17 protein-coding genes are annotated in these 22,058 nt (G+C 57.3%); 14 read left to right on the forward strand and 3 right to left on the reverse strand.

The window, feature by feature from the left end; genetic code table 11:
- The first annotated feature begins 142 nt into the window (after window positions 1-142).
- The 7 genes from VGM18_10970 (at window position 143) to VGM18_11000 (ending at window position 10,264) form a co-directional block, all read left to right on the forward strand.
- A complete protein-coding gene (locus tag VGM18_10970; GenBank protein HEY3973518.1) occupies window positions 143-1,924 on the forward strand; it encodes a hypothetical protein in 1,782 nt (593 codons plus the stop codon).
- Window positions 1,925-2,180: 256 nt separating this feature from the next.
- Entirely contained in the window at window positions 2,181-4,604 is a 2,424-nt protein-coding gene (locus VGM18_10975) for an ABC transporter permease (protein ID HEY3973519.1), read from the forward strand.
- A 280-nt stretch (window positions 4,605-4,884) separates the two neighbouring features.
- Window positions 4,885-6,009, forward strand: coding sequence for a type IV pilus twitching motility protein PilT (locus VGM18_10980; protein ID HEY3973520.1), 1,125 nt, complete (start codon window positions 4,885-4,887; stop codon window positions 6,007-6,009).
- Window positions 6,010-6,147: 138 nt separating this feature from the next.
- Window positions 6,148-6,687, forward strand: a complete 540-nt coding sequence (locus VGM18_10985) for a regulatory protein RecX (GenBank protein HEY3973521.1) — start codon at window positions 6,148-6,150, stop codon at window positions 6,685-6,687.
- Window positions 6,688-6,822: 135 nt separating this feature from the next.
- Window positions 6,823-9,699, forward strand: a complete 2,877-nt coding sequence (gene alaS / locus VGM18_10990) for an alanine--tRNA ligase (GenBank protein ID HEY3973522.1) — start codon at window positions 6,823-6,825, stop codon at window positions 9,697-9,699.
- Window positions 9,696-10,082 carry a hypothetical protein gene (locus VGM18_10995; protein HEY3973523.1) on the forward strand — a complete coding sequence of 129 codons (387 nt, stop codon included), beginning with the start codon at window positions 9,696-9,698 and terminating at the stop codon, window positions 10,080-10,082. The genes alaS and VGM18_10995 overlap by 4 nt, the downstream gene beginning before the upstream one ends.
- Window positions 10,079-10,264, forward strand: coding sequence for a hypothetical protein (locus VGM18_11000; GenBank protein ID HEY3973524.1), 186 nt, complete (start codon window positions 10,079-10,081; stop codon window positions 10,262-10,264). Before VGM18_10995 ends, VGM18_11000 begins: the two co-directional genes overlap by 4 nt.
- 152 nt (window positions 10,265-10,416) lie before the next feature.
- Here the strand turns inward: VGM18_11000 and VGM18_11005 are convergent, their stop codons facing one another.
- Window positions 10,417-11,532 carry a Rieske 2Fe-2S domain-containing protein gene (locus VGM18_11005; GenBank protein HEY3973525.1) on the reverse strand — a complete coding sequence of 372 codons (1,116 nt, stop codon included), beginning with the start codon at window positions 11,530-11,532 and terminating at the stop codon, window positions 10,417-10,419.
- A 94-nt stretch (window positions 11,533-11,626) separates the two neighbouring features.
- Between VGM18_11005 and VGM18_11010 the strand changes: the two genes are divergently transcribed.
- The 3 genes from VGM18_11010 (at window position 11,627) to VGM18_11020 (ending at window position 15,486) form a co-directional block, all read left to right on the forward strand.
- Complete coding sequence (locus VGM18_11010; protein HEY3973526.1) at window positions 11,627-12,877, forward strand: MFS transporter; 1,251 nt, start codon at window positions 11,627-11,629, stop codon at window positions 12,875-12,877.
- A 178-nt stretch (window positions 12,878-13,055) separates the two neighbouring features.
- Window positions 13,056-13,553, forward strand: coding sequence for an RNA chaperone Hfq (locus VGM18_11015; GenBank protein HEY3973527.1), 498 nt, complete (start codon window positions 13,056-13,058; stop codon window positions 13,551-13,553).
- Between the two features lie 91 nt (window positions 13,554-13,644).
- A complete protein-coding gene (locus VGM18_11020; GenBank protein HEY3973528.1) occupies window positions 13,645-15,486 on the forward strand; it encodes a beta-L-arabinofuranosidase domain-containing protein in 1,842 nt (613 codons plus the stop codon).
- A 99-nt stretch (window positions 15,487-15,585) separates the two neighbouring features.
- Here the strand turns inward: VGM18_11020 and VGM18_11025 are convergent, their stop codons facing one another.
- Window positions 15,586-16,074, reverse strand: a complete 489-nt coding sequence (locus VGM18_11025; protein HEY3973529.1) for a hypothetical protein — start codon at window positions 16,072-16,074, stop codon at window positions 15,586-15,588.
- Between the two features lie 54 nt (window positions 16,075-16,128).
- A complete protein-coding gene (locus VGM18_11030; protein ID HEY3973530.1) occupies window positions 16,129-17,091 on the reverse strand; it encodes a hypothetical protein in 963 nt (320 codons plus the stop codon).
- Window positions 17,092-17,268: 177 nt separating this feature from the next.
- Between VGM18_11030 and VGM18_11035 the strand changes: the two genes are divergently transcribed.
- From VGM18_11035 to VGM18_11050, 4 genes are all read left to right on the forward strand, one after another.
- Complete coding sequence (locus VGM18_11035) at window positions 17,269-19,221, forward strand: FlgO family outer membrane protein (GenBank protein HEY3973531.1); 1,953 nt, start codon at window positions 17,269-17,271, stop codon at window positions 19,219-19,221.
- 100 nt (window positions 19,222-19,321) lie between these two features.
- The gene (locus VGM18_11040; GenBank protein HEY3973532.1) at window positions 19,322-19,591 is read left to right on the forward strand and encodes an HU family DNA-binding protein; all 270 of its coding nucleotides are present in this window, start codon (window positions 19,322-19,324) and stop codon (window positions 19,589-19,591) included.
- Window positions 19,592-19,781: 190 nt separating this feature from the next.
- On the forward strand, window positions 19,782-20,804 hold the full coding sequence (locus VGM18_11045; protein HEY3973533.1) for a site-2 protease family protein: 1,023 nt from the start codon (window positions 19,782-19,784) through the stop codon (window positions 20,802-20,804).
- A gap of 204 nt (window positions 20,805-21,008) precedes the next feature.
- Window positions 21,009-22,022: a hypothetical protein gene (locus tag VGM18_11050; GenBank protein HEY3973534.1), complete on the forward strand. Its 1,014-nt coding sequence runs from the start codon at window positions 21,009-21,011 to the stop codon at window positions 22,020-22,022.
- Window positions 22,023-22,058: the final 36 nt, after the last annotated feature.

Raw genomic sequence — 22,058 nt, forward strand, 5'->3', positions numbered from 1 at the left:
AATTAAAACGTATGAATAGTGCTGTTATGGGGTCTTTGCTGTCAAGAAAGAAAACTGATTCAAGCCCGCGATCCCGGGGCGGAGCGGGTGGGGCGAGTATAATCGCGACGTTTTCAAAAACTGCAGGACAGGATTGTCGACCATGAAATGGTTCCGCGTGGGTTTGGAAGTGAAACAAGAGCGATCGAGCGAGAGAATGTTGCTGGGGAAAGTTTCCAGTGGAGCCATCGCTTTCATGCTGCTGGCTTGGATCATGCTGGTATCGGCCGGAGCGGCGCATGCGCAGTTAAAGGCCAAGGTGACGGTTGACCCAAGTCAGGCGAAAGCTGTGTTGTATACGACTTCGATTGGCGTGGCGGCAGATCGGTGGGACGGCATCGCCTACGACGCGGCGACGATTCATTTGCTGCGGGAGGCGGGCGTTACCAATTTGCGCTTCCCGGGGAATGGCGGGACGGATGCGCTTTATCACTGGTCGACGGGAGGGATCGCGAATCCGTATACCGATGACCGGGCGCCGGCGTTTGCGAAAGAGAAAATGTTTCCGGCGGTGGTGCCGCTGATCGACACTCTGGGGTCGGCGATTGTTTCGGTGAACTACGGCACAAACCTGGACGGCAGCGGTGGCGGCGAGCCGGCCGAGGCGGCGGCGTGGGTGGCTTATGCGAACGGGAGTCCGGCGAACACGCAGGCGATCGGCAAAGATTCGAAGGGCAACGACTGGAAGACGGTGGGCTATTGGGCGAGTCTGCGCGCGAGCAGGCCGCTGGCGACCGACGACGGATTGAATCATCTGCGGATTGCGCATCCGGATTCGCTGGGCATTCTGTTGTGGACGGTGGGCAATGAGCCGTGGAATAACGGCTTTTATGGACAGGCACACACGGTGGGGTCGGATGCGGACAATGCGGGCAAGTACGGGCAGAGTCCTGCGCCGGAGCCCGATCTGCACGCGGGAACCGTGCCTACGTCGAAGGATTGGGGAAAGCATCAAGGAAACGGCAAGGTAGGACCGGCGGCGTATGGAGCCGCGGTGGTGGAGTATGTGAAGGCGATGAAGGCGGTCGATCCGAAGATTCTGATCGGCGCGTTCCTGATGCAGCCGCCTTATACCGACGACGCGAACCAGCCGGGCAGAGGATGGAATGCCGGCGTGTTGAAAGCGGCGTGCGGCAGCATGGACTTCAGCGCGGTAACATTCTGGGAGGGCAAAGGCGAGCGACCGACGTTCGTGGATCACATTGACGAAGAAGATTTGCTGATGCTGGCTCGGGATCCGATGAATCCGAATAATCATTTCCCCGGTGGAAATGGGCTTTATTACGATTACACGCAGCTGGTTCGGGATCTGGTGGAGAAGTATAAGAAAAACTGTCCCGGCGGGAAGAAGCCGCCGCTAGCTGTGACGAATCTGGGCATCGCGCAGTGGCTGCCCGCGAAGAATCCGGCGGCGACGGCGTTGTTCGCAGCCGATTCGGTGGCGACGTTGCTCGAGCAGGGCGTGTACACGGTAGTGTGGGCGCCGATTCATGCGCCGAGTCCGAGTTTTCTGGATAGCAAGGATGAGCCGCAGCCGGCTTATTTCGGAATCAAGATGCTGCATGAGGTGGCATTGCCGGGCGATGCGTTCGTGACGGCTACCGCTACGGGGTCGGATACTTTGGCGGTACACGCGATTAAGCGGCGCGATGGGGGGCTCGGCTTACTCTTGATCAATAAGGATGTAGCGCGGTCCACGATGGTGACGGTTTCGGTGAGCGGGTACAGCTATGCCACGAAGGGGACGCGCTACGACTATGGAAAGCTGACGATGGACGCGGGAAAAACCATTACCGAGGCGCCGATCGATGGCCTTGGGGCGACTTTTAATATTGAGGTGCCACGGTATGGAGTTACGGGGATTGTGATTCCGAAGGCGCCGTAGTGCCGGCTTCCGGCTCTCGGCTTCCGAAAAGACACTGTCCCACCGTTCGCCTAATCTCGAATCCGAGAGCCGGAAGCCGGGAAGCCGGAGGGTGTTCGAGAACGGACACGAGATTTCGCTTTCGGACACGAGTTTCGCATCACGAGCCAAGGCCGACGCCCTAACCTGATTCTTTTCAGCGTTCTCTCCACATAATTAATTGGCGGCAAGCGTGTATCCAGCTGTGCTGTATCTCTCTGCTTGATCGAGGTGCAGAATGCGGACTCTATTCAGGAATCTTCGTTACGGTTTGCGAGTGTTGCGCAAGAGTCCGGGGCTGACGGCGGCGGTAATCGCCACGCTGATGCTCGGGATTGGCGCCACAACGGCCATTTATACAGTAGTGTACGCCGTGCTGCTCGCGCCTCTGCCTTACCCCGACCCCGAACAGTTGGTGATGGTTTGGGCGAGAGTGCACGGGCACAACAACGGAATGTCCGCCGGAGACTTTCTCGACTGGAAGGAGCAGAGCAAGTCGTTCCGACAACTGGCAGCCTGGACGGGAGGAAGCTTTAATGTCTCCGCCAACGGCGAACCGGAGCAGATCGACGGGATGCGATCGACTCCCGGCTGGTTCAGCATGCAGGGAATGCCGATGCTGCTGGGCCGCGACTTTGTGGCGGACGAAGGAATAACGGGCCGGAATCATGTCGTACTTTTGACGTACAAATTGTGGAACCGGCTGGGGGCGAATCGCGGCATCATCGGGCAATCGATACCGGTCAATGGCGAACCTTATACCGTGGTCGGAGTACTGGCGCCGGGAGTTGGGGACCGTTTTGATTTTGCGTTAGCGGTTCCGCTGGCCTTCCGGCCGGAACAAATCAATCACAATTATCGCTGGCTGTTGACGATGGGCCGGTTGAAGCCCGGTGTGACACTGCAACAGGCGCAGGCCGATATGGATGCCGTGACAAGTCATATCGCGGCCGCTTATCCAAGCTCGAATAAGGGTTGGGGCGCATCGGTCGAACCGCTGCAAAACGACTTTCTTCCCCCGGAGCGCATTCGCAACCTGTGGCTGCTGCTGGGTGCAGTGGGATTTGTGCTCCTCATTACCTGCCTGAACATAGCGAATCTGCTGCTGGCCAAGGGCGCGACGCGGCTCAGGGAAATTGCGATCCGCAGCTCGGTGGGAGCAAGTCGCAGGCAAATCTTTGCCCAGTTTTTAACCGAGAGCGTGATTCTCGCGTTGTTGGGGGGTGCGCTGGGTATTGGGCTAGGAGAGGGCCTGCTGCGCGCGATTCTCAGCATTGTACCCGTCGGGATTCTGCCTTCTGAGGCAAATTTTCAGCTCGATATTCACGTCTTAGCCATAGCATTGGCAGTGACCATGCTGGCCGGCTTGTTATTTGGTTGTGCGCCAGCCTGGTACGCTTCGCGGGTCGACCCAGGAGAAGCACTGAAGGATGGTGGACGGGCCGGGTCCGGGAGCGGCAGCCACAAGCTGCGCCGCGGACTGATCATGGGGGAATTTGCGCTGGCATTATCACTGCTAGCGGGTGCGGGGTTGGCTATTCACAGCTTTTGGAATTTGACGCGCGTCGATGTGGGCGTGCGTACGGATCACGTGCTCGTGTTCGGATTGAACCAGCCTGCTGCACGTTTCGCAAATCCTGAGCAGATGTATGCCTACAATCAGCAGATATTGAGCGCTCTGCATTCGGTGGCGGGAGTCTCCTCTGCCGCCACGGTGACTGGCCTGCCGCTGCGTCAAACCAGCGATGGCATGCCCTTCACGGTGGTAGGGGGGCCGGCCTACAACGATCCTACAGAACGCCCGAGCACGGGTTTCCAATCGGTTTCGCCCCAGTACTATAAAACCTTCGGGATTCAACTCGTCAAGGGACGGACGTTTAACGAGCAGGACACAGCGTCGAGCGTGCCGGTCGCGATGGTGAACGAAGAATTTGTCAGCCGATATCTGAAAAGCATGGACCCTCTCCGGCAACGGCTATCGATTGAAGAGTTGATTCCCGGGGTTCAGGGACTGGGTCCGACCATGGAGTGGCAGATTGTTGGCGTCTTCCGTAATGTGCGGTATGGGGATTTTCGGGACACAAACCCTGAGGTGGATGTCCCCTTCGCGCAGTCGCTGGCGCCGAACGTGACCATTGGCGTGCGCACCGCGCAGGATCCAGTCGCCATGACGAAAACTATCGCGGCTGCCGTGCATTCGGTGGACCCGCAGATCGCATTGGCAAACGTTCGCACCCTGGACGAAGTGAAGACTGAGTCGCTGTCGGAGGACCGTTACACGATGGTTTTGTTTGCCTGCTTTGCGGGAGTGGCGTTGCTGCTGGCGGCGGTCGGGGTTTACGGGCTGATGGCTTATGCGGTTTCGCAGCGAACTCAGGAGATTGGGTTGCGGCTGGCGCTGGGCGCAAGCAGGCTGAATGTGATTCGGCTCATTCTGAACGAAGCGATACTGCTCGCGCTGGTTGGCCTGGGCGTTGGCCTGGTGGGTTCCGTGCTGGTGGGCCGGACCATGCAGTCTACTTTGTACGGGGTGGGGGCGATGGATTTCTCGGTGCTCGTGTTGGTTGCCGTAATTCTGTTCGCGACCGCTTTGTTTGCGTCGTACCTGCCGGCGCGCCGGGCCGCTTTGACCGATCCTATGAAAGCCCTTCGAACTGATTAGCGACGGCCTTCACGGCTGGGCCGGCGTGTTGCCGGCTGTTGGAGAGGGCATCCCGCGCTCGTCGCCGACGAAAGGTGAACACCTCAAAAATTTGTGCGGTTTTGCTGGCTGCGGCGCGGCGGGCGAGGACGCCCGCCGCACAGCCGCCGGGACGGCGGCGCTACGAAACGGCTGTTACCTAGGTCATCTTGGGCAAGGTGACGATTCGGGCGATCATGCTGGAGAGCGTCAGGGTCTAGAAGCATCAGGCCTGCATGCTCCCCAGGGGAAAATAGCCAGCATGAATATTGATGACCTGCTACGGATCGCGACGGAACGGCGAGCCAGCGACTTGCATTTGAAGGTGGGAAACTATCCTCACCTGCGCATTGACGGGGAATTGATTCCGCTGACCGACCAGCCGCGCATCAGCGCGGAAGATATGCTGAACATGGCGTTCAGCATGATGTCGGCGCGGCAGAAACAAAAATTCAAAGAGACCACGGAAATCGACATGGCGTATGGGGTCGCCGGGCTGGGACGATTCCGTGTGAACATTTTTCAGCAGCGCGGCAACGTGGGGCTGGTGCTGCGCGTGATCCCGACCAAGATTCGCGCGCTCGACGAACTGTTTCTGCCCAAGGTGGTGGAGCAGATTTGCGACATGCCGCGCGGGCTGGTGCTGGTGACGGGCGTTACGGGTTCCGGCAAGTCAACGACGCTGGCGGCGATGGTGGACCGCGTGAACTCGTCGCGCGCGGAACATATTGTAACTATTGAAGACCCGATCGAATTTCTGCATCGCGATAAGAAGGGATACGTGAATCAGCGCGAGATCGGCGTGGATACGCCTTCGTTCGGGGCGGCGTTGCGTGCTTCTTTGCGTCAGGATCCGGACGTGATCCTGGTCGGCGAAATGCGCGACCTGGAAACGATTTCGACGGCGCTGCACGCGGCGGAAACCGGCCACATGGTGTTCTCGACGCTGCATACGCTCGACGCAGTCGAAACCGTCAACCGTGTGATTTCTATCTTCCCTCCGCCGGAACAGAAGCAGATTCGCATGCAGCTGGCGGCGGTGCTGCGCGCGATCGTCAGCCAAAGGTTGGTGCGGCGTTGCGACTCCGAGGGCCGCGTGCCGGCGGTCGAAGTGATGATCAACACCGCGTATATTCGCGAGTGCATTCTGGTGCCGGAAAAGACGCGGTCGATTCGCGACGCGATCTCGGCGGGCACTTCGCAATACGGCATGCAGACCTTTGACCAGTCGCTGTGGGACCTGTTTCAGGCGGGGCTGGTCAACTACGAGACCGCGCTGGAGAATGCGTCGAACGCCGACGACTTCAAGTTACGCATGCAGGGCATTGCGTCGACGGCGGACATTTCGCGGGCGTCGATGCAGTCGGCGGGGTTTGGAAGCAAGTAGGCTTCGGGCGTCGGGCGTCGGGCGTCGGGCGTCGGGCGTCGGAATTTGATTCGGTTTGGGCGCGCGAGAGCGCGCCCTTTTTCTTTGTCTCGGTACTCGCTACTGGGTAGTCCTACTGATTTGCGCTATCGTTAGCGTATGGCGTTCTCGCGTCCCAAACGAAAAACTTATTCCGAGGATGAGTTGTATGAATATGCCGTAGGCGCGCTGGCGCGGCGGATGCGGACCATCGCCGAACTGAAGCGGCTGATGCGGGCGAGGATCGAAGAAGCCGACTCGGAGTACGGACGTACGCTGGTGGAGTTGGTGGTGCGGCGGTTGAAGGATCAGGGATATTTGAACGACTCGCAATACGCCGCGTATTACTCTTCGTTGCGGCGGGATAATCAGAAGCTGGGCCGGATGCGCGTGATCACTGAATTGAAGACACGCGGGGTGCACGGCGCGGTGATTGAAAAGGCTGTAGAGAGCGCGTACGAAGGCGTGAGCGACGAGAAGCAGGCGCGCGAATTCTTGCGCAAGAAGCGTCTGGAAAAGCCAAAAGATCAGAAGCAGACGGCGCGGATTTTTCGGCAGCTGGCGCGGGCGGGATTCGCAATGAAGACGATCTTCGCCATTCTTAAAAAGTGGGACGTGGATGAGGAAACGCTCAGCGCGCTGGAAGGCGAGGCGCTCTGACGCAGAACCCTTAACCACAGAGGACACAGAGAAACACAGAGGATTGGATTTTCCTCGGTGAATCTCTGTGTCCTCTGTGGTTAAGGGGTTGATCCAGAATTTTCTCCTGCGGTTATCATTTAGAATTACTTTTCCATGCTGACTGGGTCTGAAATCCGCCGCACATTTCTGGACTTCTTTGTGCAGAAGGGGCACAAGGAAGTGCATTCATCGTCGCTGGTTCCGGCGAACGATCCTACACTGCTGTTTACTAACGCGGGGATGAACCAGTTCAAGGAGGTGTTTCTCGGGCTCGAGAAACGCGACTACGCGCGGGCTACGACGTCGCAGAAGTGTGTGCGCGCCGGGGGCAAGCACAACGATCTGGAGAATGTGGGCTTCACCAATCGGCATCACACCTTTTTCGAGATGCTGGGAAATTTTTCCTTCGGCGATTATTTCAAGAAAGATGCCATCGCGTACGCGTGGGAGCTGATTACTTCGCCGCAGTGGTTTGGCATTGCGAAGGATAAGCTGTACGTCACTATTTTTGAAGGCGCTCCGGGGATTGAGCGCGACGCCGAAGCTTACGACTTATGGGCAGCGCAGGGTGTGCCCAAAAGCCGCATCTTTGAGATGGGTCTGAAAGATAACTTCTGGCAGATGGGCGACACCGGGCCTTGCGGGCCGTGCAGCGAGATATATTGCGACATGGGAGCGGCCTCGTCGGATCAGAGTCATCCCGATTGCGCATTTCCCTGCGACTGCGGACGGTATGTAGAGATTTGGAATCTGGTGTTCATGCAGTTTGACCGCGATGCGGCTGGCAAGTTGAATCCTCTGCCGAAGCCTTCGATTGATACCGGGATGGGGCTGGAGCGGACGGCGGCAGTGCTACAGGGCGTGGTTTCGAATTACGATACGGATTTGTTTACGCCGCTGATTGATGCGGCTCGCAAAGTCACAGGTGGACAGGGGACGGCCGCAAAGGGTGGAGCAGCGGACATTGAAAGCGCGTCGTCCCTTCGGGTCATCGCCGACCACTCACGGGCGGCGACTTTTCTGATTTCCGACGGAGTCCTTCCCTCCAACGAAGGGCGTGGTTACGTGCTGCGGAAGATCATTCGGCGGGCGATCACGCATGGGCGGTTGCTCGGTCAGACTCAGCCGTTTCTGTACAAGATGGTTTTCGCAGTGCGTGATTTGATGGCTGACGCGTACCCAGAGCTGAAGGAAAGTGCGGATCGAGTCTCGAAGACGGTGCTGGGCGAGGAGACGCGCTTTGCCCACACGTTAGACATTGGCTTGAAAAAGTTGGAAGAGGATATACGCGAAATTTTCGACAGTTGGGAAGCGGCCAGGAAGACCGGGTTTTCGGGGGAGGGCGCCGAGGATGCGGCTTTTCGGCCGGTATATGAGGGCGAGAAGGCGTTCAAGCTCTACGACACCTTCGGGATGCCGCTCGACTTCATGCAGGATGCGGCGCGAGACCAGGGCATCGCGTTTGATCAGGCCGGATTCGATCGGGCGATGGCCGAGCAGAAATCGCGGGCGCGGGCGTCCTGGAAAGGGGCAGCCAAGCAGGCTGCGAATCCGGCCTACCAGAAACTTCCGAAATCTGAATTCGACGGCTACCGGCAGACTCGCTCGGAAGGTTGCACGGTGCTCGCGCTGATGCATGGCGGGCGAGGAGTGCTCGATCTCAAGCCCGGCGAAGAAGGAGAAGTCATTCTCGATCACACGCCCTTCTACGCCGAAGCCGGCGGGCAAGTCGGCGACCGGGGCTGGCTTTACGCCGACGATCATAACACCGTCATCGCCGAGGTGAAGGGATGTTACTACCCGATTCAAGGCGTGCGCGCGCATCAGGTAGTGGTGAAGCCGGCTCCGTTCGAGAATCGCGAGGGGTGGGGCCTTCGCCTGGGCGACAAGGTGGATGCCGTGATTGACACGGGCACTCGCGAAGCGACCATGCGGAATCATACGGCTACGCATCTTCTACAAGCGGGCTTGCGCGAAGTGCTGGGGAAGCATGTGAAGCAGGCGGGATCGCTGGTAGCCCCGGATCATTTGCGCTTTGATTTTTCGCATTTCACCGGCGTGGCCGACGAAGAGTTGCAGGACATAGAAGACATCATTAATAAGGAAGTGCTGCGCAACACGAAGATCGACGTGATCGAGAATGTTCCCATCGATGTGGCGATCAATGAATATCACGCGATGGCATTGTTCGGCGAGAAGTATGGAGACCGGGTTCGCGTCATTAAGATCGGAGATTTTTCAACCGAACTGTGCGGCGGCACGCACACTGGGCAGACCGGCGAGATTGGGCTGATCAAGGTTTTGAAGGAAGGCAGCGTGTCGTCGGGTGTGCGGCGCGTCGAGGCGGTTACGGGCGAGGGGTCGCTCCAGCATTTCCGTGAAGATCATCAGCTCGAACACGTTGTGTCGGCGTTCGTCTCTCCCACCCTTTCGCAAAGAACGCGAAAGGATGGTGCACCCTCTTCGGATTTTGAGTCAACGACCGCGTCCTCCGCAAAAAACGCGGAAGGGTGGGGCAACCAGATATCCCTTTCCGAAGCGCTGAAAGTGGAGATCGAGAAGAAAGACTCGGAGATCAAGCGGCTTACGCGGGAGCTTGATTCGGTGCGGATGAAGTCGGCTTCATCTTCTACGGCGAATATTGGCGACAAGATTAAGGAAGTGAACGGAGTGAAGGTGCTGGCGCATCGCGTCGATAATCTGGAGCGCGCGCAGTTGCGGACGCTGGTCGATCAACTTCGCGACAAGATCGGATCGGGCGTGGTGATTCTGGGGTCGGCGTCGAACGGGGACGTGGCCTTGATCGTGGGTGTCACCAAAGATTTGACCTCGCGGGTGCAGGCGGGGAAAGTAATCGGACCGGTGGCGCAGAAAGTTGGCGGCAAGGGCGGCGGGCGTCCGGACCTGGCGGAAGCAGGCGGAAAAGACCCCGCAGCGCTGGATGCCGCGCTGGACGGGGCTTATGGGGTGGTCGAGGAAATGCTGGCATGAGCGACCAAGACTCGCCCCAGGAACGCCTGCGGTTCGTCAAGCACAAGGGCCACGCGATTTATGTTGTCGACTTCAGTCACTGCGACGCGAAGGAGATGACGTTGCTGCTCGATCAGGTACGCGCCGATGTGGCGCGCCATCCACCGGGCTCGCTGTTGACGCTGGCGGATATCGGCGGAGCGCACTTCGACAAGGCTGTGGCCACAAAGATCAAAGAAGTGCTGGTGCTTGATCGCCCGTATGTAAAGAAATCAGCATGGGTAGGGACGGAGAGCCTGCCGCACGTGTTCTACGAAAATTTCAAGAGCTTTTCGCAGCGCGACATTCCTACATTTAAGACGCGGGAAGAGGCTATGGACTGGCTGGTCGAGGACGACGTATGAAGAAATCTGTTCTTAAGAAGCCGATACTTGGAACGCTGCGCGGTGAGATTCAAATCATCGATCCAGATTGGTGGAAGCCGATGAGCGACAAGGAAGTGGATGAATTTCTCGGCGATGATGACTTCGATGTACCTCGGAGGGTGAAGCCGGCGGAAAAGCGCATCGACAAACCGCAGCGCTGAAAAGTGCATGCCATCCAACTGCGCGTAGACAATCAGATAGAAGATCGCATTCTTCCAGAGCTTATAAGGTGGACACCAAAAAGCAGGTTCCTCCACTTCGCCTCGCTATCGCTCGGGCTTCGGTCGGAATGACATTTCCGCTGCAAAACGCCTTAGCTTCTCCACCTCAACGTGACCGGGCCCGGCATCGGATGCTTCATTTCTGTGCCGGTGCGCTTGGCTTCGAGGTGCGCGGCTTTCAGTTGGAAATACCATTTGGCGGGGCGATCAGCGTCGTCGATCAGCATCAGGTGCGGATTGTGTTTCAGGCCTTCGGCCTGGAGTTCCATGGTGCGACGGTCCTGCTCGACGAATTTTGCGAAGACAAACTTCAGCACATCGGTAACAAACGGGACCCAGCGAAATAAATTCCAGGCAGCGACTACATCAATGCGGCAATGATTGCGGTTGATGGGCGTCACGGTGGTGAGGGATGAGAACCAGTATTTTCCGGCGCGAATGGTTTCGGTGCGAAGGTTGGGAAGAACGAAATCGATCGTGGTGGTGATGGAATCGGCGTCGGCATAGAGGCGCAGCAGCTTGTACGGTGCGGAGTTCGAGCTGGGCGTGTGCGCGCTCATGCGAAATCCATTTGGGATGGGTTCGAAAAGTTTTTTCTTCTCGTGAATGCTGTGCTGCGAGCGCCACCACCAGGCCTGATGAACGAAAGGTCCGTGCGCCGGGTCCATGAGTCCGATGATGCCGTGGTCGATGCTGACGGGCATTTCGGCTTGCAGACAGGCTAGTTTGTATTTGTCGGAGAATTTTTCGATTTGGGGAGCTTCGTCCGGGGGCTCGAGATGCGGACCAAATCCTGCGCCGGGGGGGTGCGAATCTGGGATGAAAACCCAAACAAAATTATCTTGTTCTTCGCACGCATAGTTGCCGGCATAAATGCGATCGACTTTCAGATTCTGATCGGCCGTCAGCGATGGGATGAGCTCGCACTGGCCGTCGTGAACGTCGAACTGCCATCCGTGATAGCCGCATTCTAGATTTTCTCCGTCGAAGCGGCCGCAGTGAAGCGGCATGCCACGGTGCGGGCAGGCATCGCGTAAGGCGAAGGGCTGTCCCAGGCGGTCGCGGCCGATGACGAGGGGAATTTCGAGCAGCATCGCCTTGTATAGCCGATTGCGGTGAACGTGATCGGCGGGAAGGGCGCGATACCAGAAGCCCGTCAGCATGAGTGCGTCGGGAGACTGTCGTTGCGGGAGAGCGAGGTCGGGCATGAGGAACTTTTGATTCTTGATTTTAGATTGTTGATTGAAAACCTATGCTAGCATCCGCAGAGCTTTTACGTGCTTAGGAAGAATCGGTCGAATTATGGAATTCATTGGGCACTTTCGCCGATTGACTCCGGTGCAGCGCAATACGTTTATTGCCTGTTTTCTCGGGTGGTCGCTCGATGCGTTTGATTTTTTCATTCTCATTCTTTGCGTGAACGCGCTGGCCACCCAGTTCCAGACCAAAGTTTCGGCGATCACGGAAGCTATTTTCTGGACGCTGGCGATGCGGCCAGTAGGCGCGTTTCTCTTTGGATTGATGGCCGACCGATTCGGCCGGCGCATCACCTTGATGATCGACATCATCGCCTATTCTGTCTTCGAATTGGCTTCCGCGTTTGCGCCGACGTTGAAAGTGTTTCTAGTCATGCGCGCATTTTTTGGAATCGCCATGGGCGGCGAATGGGGAGTCGGCGCTGCGTTGACATTCGAGACTCTGCCGGCGGAAGGACGTGGATTTTTCTCCGGTGTATTGCAGGAAGGGTACGTCGTGGGCTATCTGCTAGCCGCGTTAGCTTATCGAACTCTCTTCCCGGTGGTGGGCTGGCGTGGCATGTTCGTGGTGGGAGCGCTGCCCGCGTTTCTGGTTATTTATATTCGCACCAAGGTGGAGGAGTCGCCGGCATGGCTGCAAGGGCGCGGCGCGGCGGGGTCGAAAGATCAGACGAATAAGAACATTTTCGGGTATCTCGGAACGTTTGCTTTCCTCATCGTGCTGATGTTCGCGTTCAATTCCTTCAGTCACGGCACGCAGGATCTTTATCCGACCTTTCTAGAAAGAAATATGAAGTTCACACCCCAGGTGACAGGCCTGATCGTAATCATCTACAACGTGGGAGCGCTGCTGGGCGGAATTTTGTTTGGAACGTGGTCGGAATACATTGGCCGGCGCAAGGCCATCGTGATCGCAGCCTTGCTGGCGATTCCGGTAATCCCGCTATGGGCATATTCGCATACTGCGCCGATGCTGGCGTTGGGTGGATTTCTGATGCAGTTTATGGTGCAGGGAGCATGGGGAGTAATTCCGGCACATTTGAACGAACTTTCGCCTCCGGCGGTGCGGGGCACGCTGCCGGGATTCGCGTATCAGATTGGCAATCTGCTTTCTTCGCGCAATTCCGTAATTCAAGCAAAGCTGGCGGAGAGCCGTTACGGGGGAAAATTTCCGCCCGTTCTGGCTTGGACGGTGCTGCTCATTGCCAGCGTGGTTGCGATTGTTGCAGGCATTGGAACAGAACGGCGAGGTGCGGATTTATCGGAGACGAGTCGGCGGGGTAAAACGATTTTCTAAAGGTGTGCAAGAATTGGCACACTGGGGACCGTGGCACTAAGGAAGGATTGTCAGGCGCTAATTCCTGTGTTACGGTAGGTTAAATTTCACGCCTTCGTAGATTTCATTCATGGGATCCCAGTTGTCAGTTGCTCGTGTGTGAATGCGTGTATCGACGTGTACCTGAGGTAGCGCCACGATGAAAGAAATTATGGAACCCGTACAGGCCGAAGAATCCTCTGAGAAGGAAAATTTCGCGAACCGCAAGCTGATTCGGCCCACGCTGCCGCGCGCAGAGAATTACAATAGCTATAACTCGGCTGCCATGCCGGCGCAGGAAAGACGCGAGCGCCCGGAGCTGCCCGAGCGCGGAGAGCGCATGGATCGAGTAGATCGTGGGGATCGTAGTGAGCGAGCCGACCGCAGCGAACGCGGCGATCGTTCAATGGGCCCGGGCGGGGGCAAGAAGCCGGCGCCTCCCGACCAGACCAATGCGGAGAATTTCTATTATCAGAAGCAGATGCAGTCGCGGACTCCGATGGTGATCGTGCTGCAAGATGGCGAAGAAGTACGCGGCATTATCGAATGGTACGATCGGAATTGCATCAAAGTGAACCGCGATAATGGCGATGCGAATCTGATGATCTACAAGCCGGCAATCAAATACATGTTTAAAGAAGGCGAGAACCAGCGCTAGCGCCGAGGTCCACTTCTCGCGCAGAGAACGCGCGAGAAATGGGGCGCCCGTTCCGCAGTTTTTTCTTACGTCGGGAGCTACAATAACTCCCATGCCTCTCTCCCGTAGACGCTTTCTGCAATCGGCTGCGTTGGCATCAACCGCGAGCTTGCTTCCTGGCTTACGGCAGTCGGCCTTAGCTTTTCCCTCTTACGGAGCATCCCTTTCCGGAGCGTCCTCTTCCATTCGTTCGACCCCGCTGGACGAGTTCAGCTACGGCGACGTTGTTCTTCACAGCGAGCTGCATGAGGAACAACTGAAGCAGACTTTATCCGTGCTGATGGAGCTAAATGACGATGCGCTGTTGAAACCGTTTCGCGCGATGGCTGGACAATCGGCTCCGGGCGAGGATTTGGGCGGATGGTACCGCTACGATCCTGACAACGATCAACGCAAGTTCGACTCGGGGTTCGCGCCGGGATCGACGTTTGGACAGTGGGTATCGGCGCTGTCGCGGATGTATGCCATCACCGGATCGCAGGCGGCGCGGGAGAAAGTGTTGCGGCTGAACCGGCTTTACGCGCAGACCATCGACGGACAGTTTTACGAGAAGACCCGCTTCCCTGCTTATACCTACGACAAGCTGGTGTGTGGGCTGATGGATTCGCATAAGTTTGCCGGGGATCCGGATGCATTCAAGATTCTGGAAAAAAGCAGCGACACGGCGCTGCCGCATCTTCCCGGCAAGGCGATTGAGCATGGACAGGTCTGGCGACCGGGCAAAGACGAGTCGTTTACCTGGGACGAGTCGTACACGATGCCGGAGAATCTTTTTCTGGCGTACCAGCGCGGCGCGGGAGAACGGTATCGCAAGCTGGGCGTGCAGTATTTGAATGACACATTTTTCGACCGCCTGGCGGCGGGAAAAAATGACTTGGCAGGGCGGCATGCCTATAGCCACGTGAATGCGCTCAGTTCGGCGATGCAAGCCTATCTGACGACAGCGAGCGAGAAGCATCTGCAGGCGGCGAAGAATGGTTTCGCTATCGTCGCAGCGCAGAGTTTCGCGACCGGCGGTTGGGGGCCGGATGAGCAACTGCGTGCCACTGGCAGCTCCGACATTTACGACAGCCTTACGAAGACTCACAACAGCTTTGAAACGCCTTGCGGATCGTACGCCCACTTCAAGGTTACGCGCTATCTGCTGCGCGTGACGGGCGACTCGAGCTATGGCGATAGCATGGAGCGCGTGATGTACAACACCGTGCTCGGCGCGAAGCCGCTCCACGCCGACGGGACCGCCTACTATTATTCAGACTACAACTTCAAGGGGCGCAAGGTTTATTCGGATCATCGCTGGCCATGCTGCTCGGGGACGCTTCCGCAGGTGGTTGCCGATTATCGGATCAATACTTACTTTCGCGATCCGCGCGGAGTGTATGTGAATCTCTACATTCCTTCGACGCTGCGCTGGATGCGGGACGGGGCGCAGCTCGAATTGACGCAGGAGAGCGAGTATCCGTATGACTCGCACGTGCAGTTTAAAGTGAAGACGTCGAAGGCTGCGGAGTTTGCCGTGAATTTGCGGATTCCAGCGTGGGCAGAGGGAGCGTCGTTCGCCGTGAACGGCAAGCGGGAGGCCGCGCAGGCTGGGAGTTTCGCGCAGGTACAGCGCTCGTGGAAGAATGGCGACCGCATTGATCTCGAGCTTCCAATGACGACGCGGCTGGAAGCGATTGATGCGCAACATCCCGACACGGTCGCCGTGATGGTGGGGCCGCTGGTGCTGTTTGGGGATCAAGTTCGCGGGCTGACGCGAGCGAATCTCTTAGCTGCGAAGCGCATGGCGCCCGGGATATGGCATGTGTCGCCAGATGGCAATATCGTGATGAAGATGCTGTCTTGGACGTTGATCGAGGATCAGTCATATACGACGTATTTTCGAGTCACGTAGGTTTGTCAGAGGTTTTGGAGGCGGCCGCCTTTGGCCCTCGCATGAACCCCACGAAAAAGGCTCCCACGAATGTCGCCTGCGGACCCAACTTCCATAACTCTAATTTAATGGGCTGCCGCAGGTTGTCGCCACGTAGCTGATATTAGGTCCGATCCAGTGAACCCCGACGCGAGTTACAAATTGACCTTTTGGGCAATCGAGGTTCTTGTCGCCTTTGTCATTAGGGAGCTTCTCACCTTGCGGGTTGGATGAATAGATTTCTCCCTGGGACCCGTTCTTCAAGGCTCCGCTCAAGTCCGCAAATTTGTCCTTGGTGAGCCGTTCGACTATCGGATCAGCCTTCGTTCTTATAAGCGCGAGCTGTTCCTGGCCCGCTCTTTCAAGTTGCGCCTTGGCTTCTTTCACAAATGGATCGAGAGCGCGGACTTCGTCCGTTAGCTCTTTCACATTTGCCGCTTCAACTTTGACCCAGCTTCCTAGGCCGGCAACCGAGATGCCTAAGAACAATGCAACGGTTGCCGCAAGGTTGAACCTCGACTCAAGCTTCTCAACACGTTTCTCAAGTGCTTGGAGCCTGTCTTCAGGCATTTTGATTCGCCTCCTCTGATTCTCAATTCGGAATATAGCGCTAGTCGGCGTTTCCTAGTTGCCAACTTGGAATAGGATTCCCCGTGCATCACCAGCCAGAGGAGGTCTTTTGTCGCACTTGAAATTCGATTGGACACCCTCTAAGGCGCCCTTGCCTCTCCGCGTAACGTGAAGGTCCACCCGCACGACTCCGAAGAAGGAATTCTCGGAGGTATCGTAATGGAGTGGCAGGTAATCCGGTGTATAGCCCCCGATGACCAAAGTAAGCACGTCGGTTAGGTCGGCGTACCACAGTCCCCCTACCAACTCGCAAGCTGGATTGTTGTAGTTGTGGCTTTGACACTGCTCGTATGAATAACCCCAACCGTTGTTGTGCCACGCAACGGCATGTCCCCATGCATCCGCGGCCCCTATTTGGTAAATTAGGCTGCCGCTCGTGTCGTAGGAGGGCGCGTTGTTGTAGTCGCCTTTCGCCACGTTGCTGGGAAGTCCTACTTGGCAATCGTACAGGCCCGCCAACTCCTCCTCGATGAGTCGGATTTGGCCGGGCTGGTACTTTTGTTGCGCCGATTTCCTCAAGAGATCTCTGGCATGCGTAAATTTGGCCGTAATACAGGCCTGATACTGTTCCGTGGGTTTGTCGTTGCACATTCCTGAATATGTCAGTAGGAACTCTGCATACATCATTTGCCCGCGCGGGTCTCCTAACTTCGCGGCTTTTTCGTACAGGGCGGCGGCGTGCCCTATGGTCTCTCCAGAAAATCTGGTGCCTTCGCAAGAGGGGCATTGCTTATCCTCGTCACGTGGCCTAATCAAGTCATCAGCTTCAGCAACCAGCTTGGCAGCGGAAGCCACGGTACCAGCTGCATTGGCAGCCTTGGCGGCAGGCCGATGCTGAGAGGGCGATTTTTCCGGAGTCGTCGGAGCGCTCTGCCCGTAAGTGAAGGCAGAATGTACCGCGATCATCACAGCCACTGCTATAACGCCGGCGTTGTTAACCCTTTGCGACAGAAACATTTTCCTCTCCCGAAAGCATTTATTTTGTCTACTTCCAAACTTGCTTGTGCTTGGCAAGACACAACCGCGCACGCTCCGATGGTCTTCGCAGGTCGTCTTGCCTTGCCTCCGACTTGCTGCGACAATGAACTCCCCGTCGTTGAAAGTCTTTACCGGAACCTTACGTTTTCTTGAAATATGGCCGCCCCGAACCAAACCGCTCCTTGCCAGTGCTATTGCTTTGGCGATTTTCTGCTCGACACGGGAGCGCGGTCGCTAACATCGCGGAATGAGACTATCCCGCTGACGCTGAAGGAGTTCGACACGCTAGTCGTCCTGGTCGAGTCGGCTGGGCAGGCGGTCGAAAAGGAATTCTTGATCAGCCGGGTGTGGCCGGACAGCTTTGTCGGCGATGGCAGCCTCGCCAAGAATATTTCTATCTTGCGAAAGCACATTGGGGCCGAAGCGATCCAGACGGTGCCGAAACATGGCTACCGTTTCGCCGCGCCGGTTTCACTGGCTTCGACGCCTGTCAGAATTCCGGAGAATCGGATTGTCGAGCCCAAGGATACGGACCTGCGCCTGATCGCGCCGCCGCCGAGCTTGGCTCGTTCCCGCCGCGCCTGGCTGGTCGGAGCGGGCGTCGTGTGCATAGTTCTGCTTCTTGCGGCACCCGCTGTCTTGCGTTGGCACCTTTGGTCCGCCGAACTCGCGAACCAAAACCCGGCCCGGGTCGCGGTGCTGCCGTTTCGCAACCTCTCTGCCGCATCCGGCAATGACTACTTTTCCGACGGCATCGCGGAAGAGCTAATCACCGCCTTGGGCCAGATTGATGGGGAACGCCTGCGGGTTTTGGCCAACGGGAGTTCGGGCGAATACAAGGCGACGAACAAGAGCCTTTTGCGGGTTGCCAAGGAATTGAATGTTCAATTTCTGCTCCAGGGCACGGTCGCGCTGCAGAATAAACAGGTGGACGTCAACGTTCATTTGGTGAGAGCTGCAGACCAAAGCGTGATGTGGGCAGCGAAGTATTCGCGGCCAATCGCGGAGCTTCCCCGCATTCAGACCGAAATTACGGAGTCGATAGCCCGCGAAGTAGAAGCGCGCCTCCTCCCGGATGCCGTCTCATCGCGGCAGCGCCAGACTCTTGACCCCCTTGCCTACGATGCCTACCTTCATGGCCGAATGGACTTGGAGCACAAGAATCCGGCAGCGTCGCAGAAGGCGTTGGAAGAGTTTCGACAGGTAACCGTTCTTGACTCGAAATACGCGCCCGCTTACGCTGGCATTGCCGAGACATACATAAATCTGGCGGGCAATACGCCCACTCAGGCCGCCTATGCCTACGCCAAAGAGGCTGCGCTTACCGCCATTCGGCTAGACGAACACCTGGCCGAAGCGCATCGTGATCTTGCGTGGATTCTGGACAACAATGAATCCGATAGGCCGGGCGCAAGGCGGGAATACCAGCGCGCACTTCAACTCAACCCTAGCGACGCGCGTTCTCACCATTGGTTTGCCCAGTACCTAGTGGCGCAGCAACAGCCGCAGGAGGCTTTGCGCGAGGCGAAGACCGGGCTCGATTTGGACCCAATTTCCTTGTCATCGAATTACAACTACGCCTTCATGCTGATCGAGGCGGGTCAGTACGACGCCGCGATTGCGCACCTTGAGCATCTGCGGCTGCGCGAACCGGAGAACGAAGTGGTCTATGGGTATCTGGGAATCGCTTATGATCGGAAACACTTGGAAGAAAAATCGGCGGAGTCCTTTCAGCGCGCCGCCGATTTGAGCGGACTTCACAAGCAGTATGAGGCGAACGTCGCCAGAAGTCTGGCGCTTGCCGGCAAAACCGCAAACGCTAGGGCAATCGTATCGAGGCTGCAAGGAGAGATGGACAGAGGAATCTGGATGCCGGCGGTCAATCTCTCGCTCGCATATTTTGCGCTCGGAGACCAGCCGCGGGGATTTTCGTTGTTGCGAAAGGCTCTTCAAGAGCACTCGTGCACGGCCATCGAACTCGACTACGAGCCCATGTTTGTAGCTCAGAAAAGCGATCCCCGGTTAGTTGCCCTTCGCGATCAATTTCACTTGAGAGGCCCATTTGAAAGCGCGCCCGACTCCTCAACAGGGCATGCAGAATCTCGCTAACCCCGTTTACGGGCTAGATGCTCCCGTTGACAATCTTACTTATCTTCCTTAGCATCAATAACTTGAAGCGCCATTTTTGATCCTGCACGCGGAGCCGCTTGTGATTAAGCTCGATATTATTAACGAAGTGGTGGCCAAGACGGGCATTACCAAGACCAAGGCCGAGCTGGCCGTGGAGACGGTCTTTGAAAGTATGAAGAAGGCTCTGGCCGGCGGCAATCGCATTGAGCTGCGGGGATTTGGCGTGTTCAATGTGCGTCCGCGCAAGACTGGCATCGGGCGCAATCCACGCACGGGCGCTGAAGTTTCGATTCCACCTGGAAGGGCTGTGCGCTTCAAGCCGGGGAAAGAATTGCAGTCGATCGACTGAGCCGGTGCTCCGCCGCGCTGAAGCCGGCTTCCTTTCGCCCGTCTTTTGCGATATGCCTGAAGGCATATCCTGATACGAATCGCTCTGATCGGAGAATTGTCCGCCCCGGAGCAGCTGTCCCCACACAAAGCTCTCCATCGTAGTAGCATCAGAAAAGGGTCCCGAACGTCGGGGTGCCCCGCCCAGAATCATGTCGGACCTGAATTCGCCGCTTTCGTCAGAGTCGCAATCATCGTCGAGCACGCTTGAGTACTATCACGCGCTACCGAAACCTGCTGGCAAGCCGCCGCGGGAGCGCTATTGGCTGCATGCGTTGCTTTTTCTGGGCACCGTTTTCACGACTCTGGTAGTGGGCGCGCGGATGGAGTTCAACTTTCTGCATAATTTGCCGCCGTTTGCCGCCGCTGACGAATGGCTTCCCTTCTTCCCTTTGGGATGGATCGTGGCGCAACCGTCGCGGCTGCTGCTGGGCGTTCCGTTTTCGGGGACGCTGTTGCTTATCCTGTTCACGCATGAGATGGGGCACTATCTATTCTGTCGCTACTACGGAGTGCGGGCGACGCTTCCCTTTTTTATCCCAGCGCCTACGCTGATCGGGACGCTGGGCGCAGTGATTCGGATCAAGTCGCCGATCCGGACCCGCGCCGCGCTGTTTGATATCGGCATCGCAGGGCCGATCGCGGGATTTGTCGTGGCCGTCGCGGCGCTGGGGGTGGCGCTGAATCTTTCGAAGCCGCTTCCGCATGGCATTGGACCTTCGGATTTGCGATTGGGATTTCCGGCGATTTTCTATTTCATGCATGATCTGCTGCGCAGCGTTGTTCCGGGCCACGCCATTGCGGAGTTGCCTTTGAGCCGGGTCTACCTGCACCCAGTGGCTGTTGCCGCCTGGGTGGGGATGTTTGCGACTGCGTTGAACCTGCTGCCCAGCAGCCAGTTAGATGGCGGGCACATCGTTTATGCGCTGGCGCCGCGAGCGCATCGTATTATTTCGTGGATGACGGTCATCGCCCTGGTCTTTCTGGGCCGCGCGAATATGAGTTGGCGAGTCTGGGCCGGGCTGCTCATTGTGATGAATGTGATGACCTACCGTCAGCAACAGGCACCCGAGTATCCGCTGCTTCCCGTCAGCCGGTGGCCGCTAGCCGTGCTGGCGATCATCATGCTAGCGTTGACATTCACTATCTCGCCGTTTCAGATGGCCTGGCGATAGTCATCGACGCAAGCCTGTAAATCTGTCGAGCTTTTCTCGGTCAGGCTTTCTCTCTCGCAATCTCGGTCAAGCTTTCTCGAGTTAACCGGCCTCGAGTTAACCGGCTTCGAATTAACCAAGTATTAATATTCACCCTCTTCGAAAGTTGCTTCTAAAACGTGACCTCCGGAGATCTCCGGGCAATCCTTCCAAGGAGAAGTAACCATGAAAGTTCCGCATGCTATGCGCATGATCGCACTTTGTGTCGCGATCATTCCAGTCGCCGCCCTGTCACAGGTCACTGCGGTGGCTCCCTATACCGTCTCCGTTTTCGCCTCCAGCGTCACCAATGTTTACTTTCAACCGGACTCCATTGCCGTGCTCGACAATCACATCTTCATTGGCTTTGGCAATGGAGCTGCACCCGATGGCTCCGATGGCAAGAGCAGCACGATCGTGGAATACGATCGCAATGGAAACGTTATCACCAGCTATAGCGTCAAGGGCCACAACGACGGACTCAAAGTCGATCCGCGTACCCAGCAACTGTGGGCGATGCAGAACGAGGACGGGAACCCGAACCTCGTAATCATCGACCCGGTCGCGCACACGCAAACGGTCTATACGTTCGCGACGCCGGCACACGGTGGCGGCTACGACGATATTGCATTCAGCGGAGGCAATGTCTATTTCAGCTGTTCCAATCCACAATACAATCCGAACACAAAGCCCGCGATTGTGCGCGGCCAGATCAGCGGCACCATGGTGAACGTAACCCCGGTGTTGATGGGCAATGCCACGGCCACCGACATTCCTACCGATAGCCCGGTTACGTTGAATCTACAAGACCCAGACTCGATGAAATTCGATCCCCTGGGAGACCTTGTGCTCGACAGCCAGGCCGATGCAGAGTTGATTATCGTGCACCATCCGGGGGCGATTGATCAAACCGCCTATCATGTGGCGCTCACGCTGGATGGCGCGTCGGTACAAATCGACGACACCGTTTATGCCGGAGCCTCGCACGGAGTAATTCTGGTTTCGGACCGCGATGGCGAAACGATTTACTCGATTTCCCGGGACATTTTCGCACCCAGTGACGCCTATTCGGCGGCGCTGACTTCGGTGGCCAGAACAGATCTGGGGACGGGTGTGCTTACAAACGTAGTTACGGGAATGGTGAGTCCGCACGGCATGGCTTTTCTGCGGGATGAGGGCGCACAGGGCCGCAAAAAGTAGACAGCAACCACCAGGGCGGTCGAGATCTTGTCGGCC

This window comes from Candidatus Sulfotelmatobacter sp. (assembly GCA_036500765.1).
Lineage (GTDB): Bacteria > Acidobacteriota > Terriglobia > Terriglobales > Acidobacteriaceae > Sulfotelmatobacter.